Below are 17315 nucleotides of genomic sequence, written 5' to 3' on the forward strand. Positions count from 1 at the left end.
ATATGATGGCAAGTTTTTATTTCAAGCAGAAAGTTCAGCACCTTCACAATGCACTAACTTCGGCGATTGGGATCGCTCAACAGTTTCTTTTTCTACAATCACTTTTTTTATAGCAGTCATTGATGGTAAGTCGTACATAGTATCTAATAATATATTTTCCACAATCGAACGCAAACCTCGAGCACCAGTTTTTCGTTGCATTGCTTTTATAGCAATAGCATCCAACGCTTCTTTAGTAAACTCAAGTTCGACACCATCTAACTCAATTAAAGTTTGAAATTGTTTAGTCAAAGCATTTTTAGGCTCAGTTAAAATATTAATTAAGGCATTTTTATCCAGTTCAGATAATGTACCTATAACGGGTAATCTTCCTATAAATTCTGGAATTAATCCAAACTTCACTAAATCTTCAACCTCAATTTGTGCTAATAATTCTGATTCAGAAACTTTATTTTTAGTACTTTTTACATCAGCGCCGAAACCTATTCCTGTATTAGTTGACACACGATTTTCGATAACTTTATCAAGCCCGCTAAATGCTCCGCCACAAATAAACAAGATCTTTGAAGTATCCACTTGTAAAAACTCTTGCTGAGGATGCTTACGTCCACCTTTTGGCGGAACAGAAGCAATAGTACCCTCAATAATTTTCAATAAGGCTTGTTGAACCCCTTCGCCTGATACATCTCGAGTAATAGAGGGATTATCCGATTTTCGCGAAATTTTATCTATTTCATCAACATAAATAATCCCGCGCTGAGCTTTTTCGACATCATAGTCACAGTTCTGTAATAATTTTTGGATAATATTTTCTACATCTTCACCAACATAACCAGCTTCAGTTAACGTTGTTGCATCCGCCATTGCAAAAGGTACATCTAAAAAGCGAGCTAATGTTTCCGCTAATAATGTTTTACCACTACCTGTTGGTCCTATGAGCAAAATATTACTTTTACCTAATTCAACATCACTGCGACGTGCATAATTACGTAATCGCTTGTAATGATTATACACAGCGACTGCTAAAACTTTTTTTGCACGTTCTTGACCAATCACATACTCATCAAGATGTTTTCTAATTTCATGTGGTGTTGGTAATGGTTGATTGATAAACTCTTCGTGAGAAAGGAAACTTTTTGTCTCTTCTTTTAGAATATCATTGCATAATCCTATGCATTCGTTGCAAATATAAATAGATGATGGACCAGCAATAAGTTTACGGACTTCATGCTCGCTTTTACCACAAAAAGTACAATAGAGTAATTTTTCTGAACTTTCTTTATTCACTTTTACCACCTATTTAATATTAAGATCGTTTACTATATATGGCATCAACTAAGCCATATTCAACCGCTTTATCGGCAGACATAAAATTATCACGATCGGTATCTTTTTCAATCACACTAATGTCTTGACCTGTGTGCATTGCTAAAATTGTATTTAAGCGATTTTTTACCTGTAAAATCTCTTGCGCATGTATTTGAATATCAGAAGCCTGACCTTGGAAACCACCTAATGGTTGGTGAATCATTACTCGAGCATTAGGTAAACAATAACGTTTACCTTTAGTACCCGCTGTTAGAAGTAATGATCCCATTGAACACGCCTGTCCTAAACAAATTGTACTGACATCTGGTTTTATAAATTGCATTGTGTCATAAATAGCCATGCCAGCAGTCACAACACCACCTGGTGAATTAATATATAAATAGATATCTTTATCAGGATTTTCAGCTTCTAGAAATAACATTTGAGCGATAATTAGATTTGCCATATTATCTTCAACTTGTCCAGTCAAAAATATAACTCGCTCTTTTAATAATCGTGAGTAAATATCGTAAGCTCGTTCGCCACGAGAACTTTGCTCAACAACCATTGGAATAACACCCATATATGGTTCTAAAGGCATTTTTATCTCCTAATTAAACAAAATAGCCCAAACAGACGATCCTTATTTGGGCTTTTAAGTGATTTTTTAAATTAAATGAAAAAGCTAATAGATTAAGCAATTTGCTGGTTCATTAATTCGGAAAACGAATAATTCTTTTCTGTTACTTTTGCACTAGCTAATAATAGATCAACAACTTGATCCTCTAATGCTACAGCTCGAATATTTTCCATCGCTTTTTTATCTTTGCGATAATATTCTAAAACTTCTTTTGGATCTTCATATGCAGTTGCAATCTCATCAATTAATGTCTGAACACGCGCTTCATCAGCAGTCAATTTATTACTTTCAATAATTTCACTAAATAATAAACCAGTAGCAACCCGTTTTCTTGCCTCAGCTTCAAATAGTTCTTTAGGTAACTCCATACCTTGTTTTACATTACCACCAAAACGAGATAATGCTTGTTTACGTAATACATCAACTTCACGATCAATTAATGCCACTGGTACATCAATTTCATTATTTTTAACTAAACCATCAATAGCTTGTACTTTAACTTTATTACGAATTGTTGCATTGAGCTCACGTGTCATGTTCTTACGAACTTCAGCTCGCAGGCTTTCAACAGTACCATCAACAATACCAAATCGTTTAATAACATCTTCAGTAAGTTCTGGTAATTCAAGTTCTTCAACTTTTTTTAGTGTTGCCGCAAATATAGCCGGCTTACCTTTTAAATTTTCAGCATGATAATCTTCAGGGAAAGTCACATTAATATCAAATTGATCACCTACTTGACGACCAATAATTGCATCTTCAAAACCAGGAATCATACGACCTTGACCCAATACCAATGCAAAATCATTAGCCTTACCACCTTCAAATTCAGCACCATCGACTTGACCAACAAAATCCAAAGTAACTCGATACTGCTCTTTAGCGGCTTTTTTAACTTCTTTCCAAGCACCTTGTTGCTTGCGTAAAGTTTCAATCATTGTTTCGATATCAGCGTCTACAACTTCTGCTACAGGCTTTTCAACTTCAATTTTGTCTAAATTCTCAACTTTGATTTCAGGGTAAACTTCAAATTCAACAGTAAACGTATAGTCTTCGCCATCTTTATATTCTTGTGGCGTATAAGTTGGGGCACCTGCTGGATTTAATTTTTCTTGAATAATTGCTTCAACAAAATTTCGTTGCATTAAATCACTTAATGCATCTTGCAAAATAGAAGCGCCATAACGTTGCTCAACAATTTTTAAAGGTACTTTTCCTTTACGAAAACCGTCAATACGTACTTTTTTTGCAGTACTAATGAGTTCTTTATCAACCGCTTTTTTGATGTCTTCTGATTTAATTGTAATTGATAAACGTCGACCTAAACCTTGTGTTGTTTCTATCGAAACTTGCATCTTTATACCTCGAGATTATTGAATATTATCTGCCCATAATTATATAAAAACGATAACTGAGCTAAAAAATTTAAAAAATAGGCATGCATTATACCGACCGTAACCGCCTACGTCGAGACATTTAATAGTTTCTTCTCAAGCGATTTCAAACGTTTATTCATTTCGTCAATATGTAAAACTAATGAAGCCGTTTTTCGCCATACTTTATTCTTTTGTAATGGAATACCTGATGAATAAACACCCGGCTCAGTTATTGGACGCATCACCATCCCCATACCAGTGACTGTAACTTGATCACATATTTCCATGTGCCCATTAATAACACTAGCACCGCCAATTAAGCAATGGCGTCCAATGGTTAGGCTTCCAGCCATAATAACACCACCCGCTACCGCTGTATGATCGCCAATAATATCGTTATGCGCTATTTGGCATTGATTATCAATAATCACACCGTTACCTATAACAGTATCATCTAACGCACCACGATCAATTGTTGTTGAGGCACCAATTTCAACATTATTACCAATAACAACACGACCTAATTGGGGAATTTTAATCCATTTCCCTTTATCATTTGCATAACCAAAGCCATCTGCACCAATCACAGTGCTTGATTGCACTAAGCAATTTTCGCCAATAACACAATTATGATAAACTGTGACATTAGCCCACAATTTTGTACCTGCACCTATTGTTGTATCTTTACCAATAAAGCAACCAGCACCAATAATACAATTATCGCCTAATACAACACCGCTTTCGATAACTGCATTAGCGCCTATCGAAATATTGTTACCGAGCTGAGCAGTTGAATCAATGACTGCCGTTGGTGCAATATCTTTTGCTGGCGTTGGCGTTGTATCAAGGATTTGCGCTAATTTTGCGTATGCAAGATAAGGATTTTTTACAATAAGAGCAGCCCCATTCCAATGTTCAAGGCTTTCTTCAGTCATGACAACTGCAGAAGCTCTACACTCTAATAAATTACTTTGTAACTTTTTATCAGACAAAAAAGTAATTTGCCCAAATACGGCACTTCTCATTGATGCTATACCAGTGATAGTTAAATCACCATCACCGTGTAACTTAGCATCAAGTTGCTCAGCCAGTTGCGCTAAACGAAAAGCAAACATTATTATTTAACCTTTTCCAGCACTTTATCTGAAATATCAACTGCATCTGACGCTGATAATGTCGCTTCGGCTTTTAAGATAATATCGTATTTTTCTGTTGCAACAATATCTTTTACAGCCTCTTGGATTTTAGTTAATAATTTGCCTGCTTCTTCAGTTTCACGTTTACGATAATCCGCAGAAAACGCCTTCGCTTTATTTTCAAAATCAGAAATTATCTTATTTAATTTCGTCTTTTCAGAAGAAGACAATGTTAAACCATCTTTTTTTAGACGAGCAGCAGCTTCACCTGCCTTTTTTTCTTCTGCTTGTAATGATTTGGCTCTCGCTTCAAATTCACTATCCAATGCTTTACCAACCGATTCGCGTTGAGGCATACGTTGTAATACACCCATAACATCAACGACACCAATTTTAACTTCAGCATTTGCAAAACTTGCAAATAGCAATGCTGCACTAACACCAAGAACAGATATAATTTTTTTCACTTTAATCACCTATGTTTTTATTTATAACATGGAATTACCATGTAGAACCTATATTAAATTGGAACTGTTGCGATGAGTCACCGTCATATTTCTTAAATGGTTGAGCATAAGAAAAAACTAGCGGACCTAATGGTGACATCCACTGAACCGCAAGACCTGCTGACATTCTAATATCCGATGGCGAACTATAATCAGGGATATTATGCCCTTTTAAGCCCCACTCAGTATCCCATACAGTACCTGCATCAAAAAATAGCGATGTTCTAATATTATCAGCGTATTTTTCGCTAGCAAATGGAGTTGGAACAATCAGCTCAGTACTGGCAAAAGCGATGGCGTTACCACCTACTGCGTCTTTTGATTTTGTGCATCCAGATGTATTTTCTAAGCTATCACAAACACCACTTTTATTAAGATATATCGCTTTAGGCCCAACAGTATTTGATTTGAAACCACGTAGCACTGATGCCCCACCAGCATAGAAGTTTTCGTAAAATGGTAGCTCTTTACCACCAAAACCACCGCCATAGCCAAATCGAGCACGAGTTAGGAAGATCCAATTATGGTCATTATCAATTGGGTAATAGTAAGAGGCATCTGAAACTAGTTTATAAAAGCGATTATCAAATAATGGCGCTGTGACTTTAGCACTAGCAGTCATCTTTAGACCATCTGTTGGAAAGAACCCTCGATCTAAAGAGTTATATGTCCAATAAGCATTTAACAATAAATCATTGGTATCAAAAGAAATAGACTTTCTGTCTTTTACATTTTCGCCCACGGATTCAAAATAACGCCACATACCATATTGCGCTTGCATATCGGACAACTTATGATTAGCATATTCAGTACCAAAACGAACAAAGTTATTTTCACTAATTGGAAAACCTAAATTAGCAGAAGCTCCCCAAGTCTTACTTGAGTATTCAGACTCATCATCTTTATCGTCATTTTTATAGGTATTATAATAAATACTACCACCTAGGCTTACACCATCGACCGTAAAATAAGGGTCAACGATAGAAATAGACGCAGTTTTATCAGTGTCAGTAGTGTTAATATCAAATGAGACACTATTGCCTGTACCTAACCAGTTATCTTGAGAAATACCCGCATTGAAACTAAGACCACTATCAGAACCGATACCTACACCAAATTTGATACTACCTGTATTACGTTCAGCAACTTTATAAATAATATCAACTTGATCATCCACACCAGATACACGCTCGGTATTTGCTTCAACAGTATCAAAAAAACCAAGACGACTTAAACGCTCTTTTCCTAATTCAACTAAACCATTACTTAGCCAAGCTCCTTCCATTTGACGAAGCTCACGACGGATTACGCTTTCGCTTGTTACCGTATTACCAACGATTTTGATATTACGAATATAATAACGTTGACCAACATCAACCAGTACATTTAATTTAACTGTATGTGCACTATCATCCATTTCTGGTTGGATTGAAACTCTAGGATATGCATAACCAAAATTAGCAAGTAAACGCTTAACATTATCTTCAATTTCGGTAATCTTTTTACCATTATAGAGCTCACCAATTGATACTTTTTCATTAGCAATTTTGGCAATCGCTTCTTTATGACCTGCAAAATTACCCATCAATTCAAGTTTAGATAGTTTATACTGTTCACCCTCATGAATATTGATTGTCACGTAAATGCCTTTTTTGTCTGGCGTTAAACTGACTTGAGTTGACTCGATATTAAAACGGGCATAACCGCGGTTTAAGTAAAAACTTTGCAATTCATCTAAATCAGAGGCTAATTTTTGTTTTTGATATTTACGATCGCCAAGCATGTTCCACCAAGGTACTTCATCGCGCAAAGTAAAACGCGAAATAAGTTCTTCTGATGAAAACGCTTTAGCTCCGACAATGTTGATCTGATCGATTAATGCTGATTTACCTTCAGCAACAACTAATTTTAAATCGACACGATTACGAGATAGCGGGGTGACAACAGCTTTAATTTGAGCATTATATTTACCAACACTGTAGTAAAAATCTTCTAGGCCCTTTTCTATACCAGAAAGCATTGTACGATCTAATGCTTCGCCTTCACGAATACCAGAACTATCTAGATTCTTTTTAAGCATGTCGTTTTTGACTGATTTATTACCAGAAAAAGTTATGCTAGCTATCGTCGGGCGTTCTTGAACATGAACAATTAGTCTGTCGCCATCACGAGAAACAGTGATATTATCAAAGTTACCACTAGAATACAGTGATTTGATTATACGACCTAAATCAGCTTCATTAACATAGTCACCAACTTGGATTGGCATTTCAAGCAGTGCAGCACCAAGAGTGACACGCTGTAAACCTTCGAATTTGATATCTTTTACTACAAAATCATCAACACAAAATGCATTGGAACTATATACAGCTGTAGTACCGAACAGCAAAGATGCTATAAGTAATTTATTTATTTTCATCGTAAATGTTTATAACCTCATCCCATCACAATCGTAAAATATCATTAAATAGTGCAATTCCCATTATTACCATTAATAAAACAAATCCAATACGAAAAAAACGCTCTTGTGATTTATTTGATAAGGCACTTCCTTTTATCTTTTCAAATAATAAAAAAACAAGGTGTCCGCCGTCTAATATAGGTAATGGAACAAGATTGATAACTCCCAAACTTATACTAATAAAGGCTAGAAAATATAAGTAAGAGGTTAAACCATAACTTGCTGTTTGCCCTGCGCTTTTTGCGATTGTTATTGGTCCTGATAAATGTTGTAGACCAATAACACCTGTTACTAATTGATAAAGCGAACGAATAGTTAACTTTGTAGTTAATACTGTTTGCGCTATACCTTTATTAAATCCTTCTAAAAAACCATACTGTACAACTCTAGCATCAGATGTGGGATATAAACCAGCAACGCCTTCTCCGTTTTTTTTGACTGTTGGTACGAGTTTAAGATAAATATTTTTATCTTCTCGATTAATCTCTAAAACCATTGCTTGAGCTTTTTTAATTGTACTGGAAAAATCATTCCAATCTACATATGATTGATTATTATAACCGATAATTTTATCACCAACACGTAAACCTGCTTGTTCTGCAGCCGAACCCGATACAATTTTACTCACTATTGGATAAATTTCCAACTTTTTAGGCACAATCCCAAATGCGGTAATCGCCGAGTCTTTTTCTATATCAAAATGCCAATTACTAATATCTACACTATTTTTAACTTCTTTTTGATCACTACCATCTGTACTATCAATATAAGAAAAAGTGACATTAGCTTTTCCCATCGCACTAATTAAAGCTAAATTGACATCATTCCAAGTTTCTACTTTGACATTATCAATGGTTTTCAATTCGGCATCAGCTGGAATTGCTACAGTAGCAGCGGGTGTATTTGGTATCACGTTTTTTATTTTAACAGGGTAAGTTACTGCACCTGTCAAAAAAATAACCCAGTAAATAAGCAAAGCTAATACGAAATTAGCAAATGGACCTGCCAAAATAATTGCCGCTCTTTGCCAAATTTTCTTTTGATCAAACGCAAATTTTTCGTTATTGCTTGATAATGCTGTTGCTCTACCATCAAGCATTTTAACATAACCACCCAGTGGAATCATAGCAATTACCAATTCGGTTCCACTTAAAAATTTATAAGACCACAATTTTTTGCCAAAACCAATTGAAAAACATTCAACACGAACCTTACATAAGCGAGCAACGCAAAAGTGCCCAAACTCATGAATAGTAACTAATATACTCATGGTAATAACAAATAATAACAGTGACCACAACAAAATCTATCACCTTTTTATAATATGTAAAAAGATAATGCAGCAAAAACAGGAACTGCAGCAGTTAAACTATCAATGCGATCTAATATTCCACCATGTCCAGGAATTAAGTGACCACTATCTTTAACACCAGCTTCACGCTTAAACATACTTTCAGTTAAGTCACCTAAAACTGAAACTAAAATTGCTAACAAAGAGCTAATAAAAAATGCGCTGAATCCAATATTAAAAAAATTGAACATGTAAGCAATTACACTAAGTGCAATCGCTAAACTAACACCACCAATAAAACCTTCTACAGTCTTACCGGGTGAGACTTTTACTGCTAATTTCCGTTTACCAAAAGTTCGTCCTGCAAAATAAGCGCCAGTATCTGTCGCCCATACTAGCACAAAGACATAAAGCAACCAAATTGCACCTGTATAAGAATTAGAATTATAGTTTATTGATCTTAATTCAATCATACTAATAAAAAACGGCACTAGCGTAAAAAAAGCAAATAGTAATTTTATAACAATTGAATTGTCCCAATATTTAGTGGTAGCGGGATAGCTGCCCACTAAACACAACGCAATTAGCCACCATACAATTGATAAAGATAAGATAGTGGTATATAGCCTTATTTTTAACTCAACTGAATTTGGAATCAAATAAAGTACACTTAATAAAATGACGATTGAAAGGGCAAAGATTAACCTTGAGGACTTTTTAGTAATATGAAGAAACTGAGCCCACTCCCACGCGGCTAATCCACAAACTAGAATAATAGTTAAAGAAAATAAGGGTAATGGAACAAAAAAAAGAACCACTATTACAAGTGGAATAAGTACAATTGCAGCAAGTATACGATGGATTAACATAAATGTTCCTTATTATGAAGGCCACCAAAACGTCGCTCTCGGGTATTAAATACATTGATTGCTTCATCGAATAAATTTTGGTTAAAATCAGGCCATAAAGTATCAGTAAAATAGAGTTCAGAATAAGCAATTTGCCATAACAAAAAGTTACTGATTCGGTATTCACCGCCAGTGCGAATAACTAAATCAACTTCAGGAAATTCACTCATACACATTGCTGAAGCAAAACGGCCTTCTGTCATTTCATCTAGAGTGATTTCGCCTGTTGCAACTTGCATGGCCATTTTTTTAGCTGATTGCAAAATATCCCAACGACCGCCGTAGTTGGCAGCAATGTTCAGCACTAAACCAGAATTATTTTTGGTCAAATTTTGCGCATTAATAATCATATTTTGCAAATGCTCACTAAAGCGAGAAATATCACCAATAATATTTAAGCGGACATTATTTTTATTCAAACTTTTAATTTCTCTATTTAAAGCATAAATAAAAAGAGAAATTAACGCTGAAACTTCATTAGCTGGTCGCTTCCAGTTTTCGCTGCTAAATGCGTACAAAGTAAGAACTTTTATCTTTAAGGTTGCTGCATAAGTCACAATTTTTCGCACAGTCTTTAAGCCTGCTCGATGACCACTTACACGCATTTGATTACGCTCTTGCGCCCAGCGACCATTGCCATCCATAATTATAGCCACATGACTTGGAATATATCTTTCTTGTGTCATGCAATATCTCGTATTATATCAATCATTGTAGTAATTATATTATTTTGGTCAATTAACGTGTTCCATAAACGACAATCGTTTTACCATGTGCAGAAATCAAATGTTGATCTTCAAGCATTTTTAAAATTCGTCCAACTGTTTCACGTGAACAGCCAACAATTTGACCGATTTCTTGACGTGTGATTTTGATTTGCATGCCATCAGGATGTGTCATTGCATCAGGTTGTTTTGCAAGGTTTAAAAGTGTTTGCGCAATACGCCCAGCAACATCTAAAAAAGCTAAATTACTCACTTTTTCAGATGTAACTTGTAACCGACTTGCCAGTTGGCTAGCTAAGCGCATTAAAATATCAGGATTGACTTGGACAAGCTGCTTAAATTTTTTGTATGAAATTTCGGCCACCTCACAACTTGTTTTGGCTTTAACCCAAGCACTTCGTTCGGTACCTTCTTCAAAAAGACCTAATTCACCTAAAAATTGATTTTGATTTAAATAAGACAAAATCATTTCATTACCTTCGTCATCTTTAATCAATACTGCTACAGAACCTTTTAAAATATAATAGAGAGTTTCTGCTTTTTCGCCTTGGTGTATAAGGGTACTTTTAGCTGGATATTTATGAATATGGCAATGAGATAAAAACCATTCTAAAGTTGTATCCGATTGCTGTTTACCAATCATTACGCCTACCTCTCCATTTAATTTACAACTATGACACTATAACAAAGTTAGACAATAAATCATATACTAACAAACAATCATTTTGACCATTATTTAATTCGCTTAATATCAATTGTTTCATGTAATTGCGACCAATAGATTGCAACCGAACCATTTGCTAATTGAAGTTTAACATCATTAACTTTTTCTTGTAGTGATTTTTCTTGTAAACCGTAGTCTGTACCCTCGCGCAATACGAAGTATTCTATAAGGTTATTTAACGTTTCAGGATCTAAATCTTGCCAAGGAATATTCATGTAAATTACATTAATTTAAAATTAGTGCTATTTTAAATTATTAATTTAAGAATAAGAAGTGTGAATTTAATTATCTTTGCTCTGCTTGCTGTACATTTTACATTAAGGAACAACATAGGCCTATTGAGAGTTTATTTAAAATAGTCACGCCATATTTTTGACAGAGATATAAGTAGGTTCTAAATAGTATTTTATAAAATATGTTTAATATTAAATTAACAAGATAAATGAATACAAAAACCACTCCGAAGAGTGGTTTTAATAGTTTTATAGCTTAACTTATGGGGTGGTGACAGTTATAAACGAAAGTTGGTAACCTTGAATACCTGCTTTATGAGTTGAAAAACTTGAGTAAATGCTATTATGTTTAGCGGCACCTTGAGGAGAACCTAACCAGATAGTATCATTTATACCTTTTCTATTATTAGTATCCGCCGTAAGCGCAGTACTTTCGGCTGGTACGTTGTCATTTTCAGGAATTCCAGCGCCTACTACATGCCATTCAAACTTATAACTACCGGTATACTCAGCCTCACCGGCATCGACGTTATTATCGCTATTTGCATCGTTCCATACTACAGCTGCATATCTTTCGCCATATTTAGGGTTTAAACCATTAGAAGCATAGTTGCTGCTTTGAATCACACCATTAGTATCAATTAAGAAAATACCTGTTTGATATTGTGCAGGCACAATTGGACCAGGAGTAATACCTGGTGGTGGAACACCAGGACCCGTAGTATCGCCAGGTGTCCCAGGATCATCATCAGATGAACCAGAACCATTCGAGCTAAAAATATCACCAACATGTACCCATTTACCTATTGAAGGGGCACCAAAATCAGTTCTTTCTAAGACTTTAAAACCAATTTTGCTTTTTCCAGCAAAATCATTCGTAATAGGGAATGAGATTGTAGCATTGCCATCAGAACCATGAGCTATAGTGGCATTTATTGTCATTTCATCCCAAGGAGAACTCGCATCTTGTCTTGCATAAACTTTTAATGTATTTTTCAGTAAATCACCGTCATCCGTATCGCCATCTGCATCTTCTAATACATATGAAATATGAATAACATCACCAACCATAACTGGTTCGCTTGCTAAAATAGCTGAACCATCTGCATGTGTGATAGTAACAGCCGTTCTATGATCATCTGTTCCCCCAGGAGCTTTCATTACAGGCGCATTACCTTTAATAGTAGCGTTTGTCACTGCTGTTAATGCAAAAGCACTACTTGCTGCATAACCAGCTAAAAATAAGCCTAATGCAACCTTTTTAATTGTAAGATTTTTCATGTTTAACTTCCTATTTTTCTGTGTAAATTAACATGTTGTATTTATATAAATACACCATTACTTGGTGTTCCCTTTTTGATTACTGACGTAAGCCGATAATCTAAATCTTTATTATTATAAAACTGTAACTTGTAATTTAAATCCTTGATCCCCAGCGCACGCAGAAATAGAGGCTGACTGTGGTGTTAAATCTAAATAGCCTGGCGCACCTGCAACAGCTGGAATGCTAGTTCCTAATGTAGCGTAACTTGTACTATTTGTTTGTATTCTATAAGGAACATCCATTCCCATAGCAACATTAAACCACGGCCCTGTAGGTTTGTTAGAAACATCATTTGGTAATGATGTCACTGAACTAGGGCATGCTATTTCATTTGAACCGACCAATGACCAAATCACAAAAGGATTAACAATTGGATCTCCGCCTGCGGTAAACGCTTTAACATGATATTCATTACCCACTCGCCACTCGTTTGGACCCGATGGAGAAAATTGAAGTATAGACCCTGAGCTGCTGGCGATTTTTATTCCATCAGCATTCCACACTTCAATACTACCGGCTCTACCACCTGAAAAATCGACGGAAGCTTTATTAAATGACGAACCAAAACCATACTGATCTAGCGAAATTGAGAAATCAACCATTCCTTCAACATTTGAAGCAACATCTAATGCATAACTATCACCAATCACATCTAAACCAGCGGCAGTTGAAGCATGAGATGATACTTTTTGACCTTTTACAATTTTTTCAAATGATTTCACAATGACACAAGGTTCTTGTCTTGGACATTCATTTATACTACCTGAAGTACCATCAATTAAAGCAATTTTTTCACCATTACTAGTTGCAGTCCACAGCCCAACAAATTCGCCAAATGTTTCAGGTATACGGCTCATTAGTTCATCATCACTAAAACCATCTACATCTTGAAATGAATTGATTGTGCCATTGTTCACCTTGGGTTTAACGAGGGTTGCTAATACTGTCAAACTACTTGAACCATCTGCAGTTTGCGTCGCCAAAGTTGTTTTGTTACCCAAACTATCAACTGCCCATACCCCAATTTTACGCATTGCTGGATCTGGCACTACTTCAAAACTAATAGAGTTGGATGTTGCAGATTTATTGCGACTATCTGTAACGGATACCGATAAAGAATATTTACCATTTGTACTCGCAGGACGACGCTGACCATTTTCATCAATATAACTAGGCGCAACAATTTTCCAGTTATTTGTGTCAACTGGTGGATTCAACCAAGAAGAAGCAGAACAAATCCCAGTTGTCGCACATAAGAAACCACCACCAGCATCAATTTCTAGCATATCGCCAGACCATGCTATACTTGATAAGTTCTTAGCGTTATGAACACTGATACTTAATGGATAAGTTTGTCCTTCAATTAACTGAGTTTGTTCAAGCCCCAAATCGACCGACATTTTCTTTTCTTTATATTCAAGAACGATATAGTTATTACGATCAACTAAATCATAACGGCTACCCTTCAAAGAACGCGCAGATTGAACCATATCTGGATCCAACTGGTCTTTCAACGGTGTACCTATACGATAGTTCATTGTTAACTCAGCTTTAGTTGCTTTTTGATTATCTTGACCTCGTTTATGTTCGGCTTTAATAGTGAAAAGTGGAACTGGCGTATAATCGAGACCTACCGTCACTGCTCTTGGATCTTTTTGTAGATTGTCTTTACCAAATAAAGCGACTTTATCACCAAAGTATTGTTCATACATAAGTGATCCACCTAAATGTGGATATTGTGGTAAATAACCTTGGAATCGAATATCAAAACCTCTTGCCGCACGTTCTAAGTAATCATCAAAATCTTTGGAATCTTTCCAGTCTGATAAAGGATGATAATAGTTAGCCGCAAACTTCATATAATCACTCCACGCTTCGGCACCAATACCTAAACGGTTATGCGAACGTTGGAAATCATGGTCAAAAAACACGTTATAACCCAGTAACCATTTGTTATCAGCCACATCCCAACGCTGACCAATACCAAAGTTACCTATTCGACGATTATGTTCATACTCTTGAAATGATATTTGACTAAATATTAACGTATCTTCAGTGTCATACCATGGGCTAAATAACTTCAAGTTAACGTTATTAAATTCGCCTTTATCACTTAAATCAAATTGTAATTGAGCAGTACCAAAACGACCTAAAAAATCTTGAACAGCGTTACGAGCAGGATCAACAATTTGGCTTTTAACGCTGTTACGTACATAACTTTCTGCGTAATCTTTACCTCTGTTTTTCAGTTGTCCAGATAAACCACCATTATCTGACGATGTTAATTGCTTCCAGTCCTGACTAGCTAAGGTCTGCAATGTTGAAGCAACTTGACTTGCAAGTGCATCTTTGTCTTTTTTCACATCATAATTATCGTCTGAACCTAACTTAGGTAAATTCGCATACTTGTCATCTTTGTCATCTTTTATTTTTATTGCAGGCAATAAAGGGGAATTTTCCGGCAAGACTAAACGCTCACCAACATCAACAACATCTTTTTTATCAAAACGCCCCGCGTTCATTGTGCGCAATTCTGAAATAGAGATACTACTTAAAAGTGCAATTTGATAAAGGCTACGCTGTTGATTGTTAATCATCTCGCGAGCTTTTGAGCCATCTTTTAATTCAATTATCTTATTACTATCTACAGGACCTTGCGATACCTGAGCATCAGCAGCAAAAGCAGATTGCCATCCTAGTGTAGCAATTACTAATGCAGAGATAATTGTTAAATTAAGATTCTTTCTCATCTTAACATTCCTTATATTTCACCGACAAAGCGCATCACATATAATGTCTTGTTAATACCTATTTGTCTTTATTAAATATCAACGTGATTATTTATTTTTATACAATTAATCTTTTCGGACAACTTTTTCTTTAAATTTCTTTACAAAGTTTTTTTCAACTTTTGTGATTTTATTACAAAAAAGTCATAAATCAAAATATTTTATTATAATTTTTTGACATTTTTTTATTGTTTTATTATTTATTATTAAAAATCAAATTTTTAATTCGTAGTGATTAATGTTAATTTTTAGTCAATTAGGTAAATATTACAGATAATAAACTGGCAACATGATTTAAATGAATAAAAATGACATATACATGACATTGCGTGTCTTTATATAATATTTTTGTCATTTACAATAATTATTGTCGTTTATTGCTCTTCATTGTAAAGCTCTAGGTTTTCTGACTCTTTACAAGTTGGAGATCTTTTGTTGTCACTTCTCTTTTGCTCTAATAATGATAAATAGCTATTATCAATCCCTTCAGTAACATATTTGCCATCAAAAACAGAACATTCTAAATGATGTATGTTTGGATTTTGCGCTGTGATTGAATAAACCAAATCAGATAAGTCTTGAAAAATAAGCTTATCAGCGCCAATATCTTTAGCGATTTCATCAACCGTTCGGTTATAAGCAATAAGTTCACTGGCAACAGGCATATCGATCCCATAAACGTTTGGATGTCTAATTTCTGGTGCTGCAGACGCTAAATAGACTTTTTTGGCACCAACTGAACGCACCATGTCAAGAATTTCTTTTGAGGTTGTGCCTCGCACTATGGAATCATCAACTAATAAGACATTTTTACCTTCAAATTCAATGCGGTTAGCATTGAGCTTTCTTCTTACTGACAATTTCCGTGCTCTTTGCCCCGGCATGATAAACGTGCGGCCAACATAGCGATTTTTAACAAATCCTTGCCGATAAGGTTTGTTTAAAATACGGGCAATTTCAAGCGCAGCATCACATGATGTTTCAGGAATAGGAATAACAACATCAATATCAATATTTTTCCACTCTTTTGCTATTTTTTGCCCCAGTTTTTGCCCCATTAAAATTCGTGATTGATAAACCGATACGCCATTCATCAATGAATCTGGTCTTGCAAAATAAACATACTCAAAAATACATGGGTAATATTGCGGATTATCTGAACACTGCTGAGAATATAGTCGCCCTTCTTGAGTAATATAAATTGCTTCGCCCGGCTGGACATCACGCATAAACTCAAAATCAAGAATATCTAAAGCTACGCTTTCAGATGCAACCATGTACTCAATTTTCTGATTATCAAGCACTCTTTTACCAATGACTAACGGACGAATTCCATAAGGGTCACGAAAGGCGACAAGACCATGCCCAATAATCATTGCTACACAAGCATATGCGCCTTTAATGATGTTATGAACATTATGTATGGCAGTAAAAATATTATCGGCAGTTAATGGATAGTCGGGGAACTTATCAAGTTCATGGGCAAATATATTGAGTAATACCTCTGAGTCGGAATTTGTATTAATATGGCGCCTTGCAAGTTCAAATACTTTATTACGTAGCTCATCTGTATTGGTTAGATTTCCATTATGAGCAAGCGCAATACCATAAGGTGAATTAACATAAAAGGGTTGTGCTTCGGATGGGCTAGAGCTACCGGCTGTTGGATAACGAATATGTCCTATCCCCAAATGACCTTGCAACCGTTGCATATGATGTTCTTGAAACACATCTTTGACCAAACCATTCGCCTTGCGTAAACGAAAGCGATTTTGATTATCAATAGTTACGATTCCTGCTGCATCTTGCCCTCGATGTTGCAAAACAGTCAACGCATCATAAATAGATTGATTAACAGCACTACATCCTACAATACCCACAACACCACACATAC

The 17315-nt window shown here is 35.4% G+C and carries 14 protein-coding genes; all 14 read right to left on the bottom strand.

Annotation, left to right across the window (positions count from 1 at the left end; genetic code table 11):
• Positions 1 to 21: 21 nt before the first annotated feature.
• The 14 genes from clpX to purF all read right to left on the bottom strand — a co-directional run bounded on the left by clpX (position 22) and on the right by purF (position 17313).
• Positions 22 to 1287: an ATP-dependent protease ATP-binding subunit ClpX gene (clpX, locus tag ACYIAL_RS06395; protein ID WP_446718882.1), complete on the bottom strand. Its 1266-nt coding sequence runs from the start codon at positions 1285 to 1287 to the stop codon at positions 22 to 24.
• A gap of 19 nt (positions 1288 to 1306) precedes the next feature.
• Positions 1307 to 1909 carry an ATP-dependent Clp endopeptidase proteolytic subunit ClpP gene (clpP, locus tag ACYIAL_RS06400; RefSeq protein WP_174796680.1) on the bottom strand — a complete coding sequence of 201 codons (603 nt, stop codon included), beginning with the start codon at positions 1907 to 1909 and terminating at the stop codon, positions 1307 to 1309.
• A gap of 92 nt (positions 1910 to 2001) precedes the next feature.
• The gene (gene tig, locus ACYIAL_RS06405; RefSeq protein WP_483751247.1) at positions 2002 to 3303 is read right to left on the bottom strand and encodes a trigger factor; all 1302 of its coding nucleotides are present in this window, start codon (positions 3301 to 3303) and stop codon (positions 2002 to 2004) included.
• Positions 3304 to 3410: 107 nt separating this feature from the next.
• Positions 3411 to 4439: a UDP-3-O-(3-hydroxymyristoyl)glucosamine N-acyltransferase gene (lpxD, locus tag ACYIAL_RS06410; RefSeq protein ID WP_483751248.1), complete on the bottom strand. Its 1029-nt coding sequence runs from the start codon at positions 4437 to 4439 to the stop codon at positions 3411 to 3413.
• Between the two features lie 2 nt (positions 4440 to 4441).
• Positions 4442 to 4927, bottom strand: coding sequence for an OmpH/Skp family outer membrane protein (locus tag ACYIAL_RS06415; RefSeq protein WP_483751249.1), 486 nt, complete (start codon positions 4925 to 4927; stop codon positions 4442 to 4444).
• A 34-nt stretch (positions 4928 to 4961) separates the two neighbouring features.
• Entirely contained in the window at positions 4962 to 7385 is a 2424-nt protein-coding gene (bamA, locus tag ACYIAL_RS06420) for an outer membrane protein assembly factor BamA (RefSeq protein WP_483751250.1), read from the bottom strand.
• 25 nt (positions 7386 to 7410) lie between these two features.
• Positions 7411 to 8730, bottom strand: coding sequence for an RIP metalloprotease RseP (gene rseP, locus ACYIAL_RS06425; RefSeq protein ID WP_342354063.1), 1320 nt, complete (start codon positions 8728 to 8730; stop codon positions 7411 to 7413).
• A 14-nt stretch (positions 8731 to 8744) separates the two neighbouring features.
• The gene (locus tag ACYIAL_RS06430; RefSeq protein WP_174796686.1) at positions 8745 to 9587 is read right to left on the bottom strand and encodes a phosphatidate cytidylyltransferase; all 843 of its coding nucleotides are present in this window, start codon (positions 9585 to 9587) and stop codon (positions 8745 to 8747) included.
• On the bottom strand, positions 9581 to 10312 hold the full coding sequence (locus ACYIAL_RS06435; protein WP_174796687.1) for an isoprenyl transferase: 732 nt from the start codon (positions 10310 to 10312) through the stop codon (positions 9581 to 9583). The genes ACYIAL_RS06430 and ACYIAL_RS06435 overlap by 7 nt, the downstream gene beginning before the upstream one ends.
• Positions 10313 to 10364: 52 nt before the next feature.
• Complete coding sequence (gene crp, locus ACYIAL_RS06440; protein WP_174796688.1) at positions 10365 to 10994, bottom strand: cAMP-activated global transcriptional regulator CRP; 630 nt, start codon at positions 10992 to 10994, stop codon at positions 10365 to 10367.
• 89 nt (positions 10995 to 11083) lie between these two features.
• A complete protein-coding gene (locus ACYIAL_RS06445; RefSeq protein ID WP_174796689.1) occupies positions 11084 to 11290 on the bottom strand; it encodes a YheU family protein in 207 nt (68 codons plus the stop codon).
• 279 nt (positions 11291 to 11569) lie between these two features.
• Positions 11570 to 12589, bottom strand: coding sequence for a hypothetical protein (locus ACYIAL_RS06450; RefSeq protein ID WP_483751251.1), 1020 nt, complete (start codon positions 12587 to 12589; stop codon positions 11570 to 11572).
• A gap of 114 nt (positions 12590 to 12703) precedes the next feature.
• Entirely contained in the window at positions 12704 to 15382 is a 2679-nt protein-coding gene (locus ACYIAL_RS06455; protein ID WP_483751252.1) for an inverse autotransporter beta domain-containing protein, read from the bottom strand.
• Between the two features lie 413 nt (positions 15383 to 15795).
• On the bottom strand, positions 15796 to 17313 hold the full coding sequence (gene purF, locus ACYIAL_RS06460; RefSeq protein WP_483751253.1) for an amidophosphoribosyltransferase: 1518 nt from the start codon (positions 17311 to 17313) through the stop codon (positions 15796 to 15798).
• Positions 17314 to 17315 lie beyond the last annotated feature (2 nt).

This window comes from Gilliamella sp. X-57, from assembly GCF_057063565.1.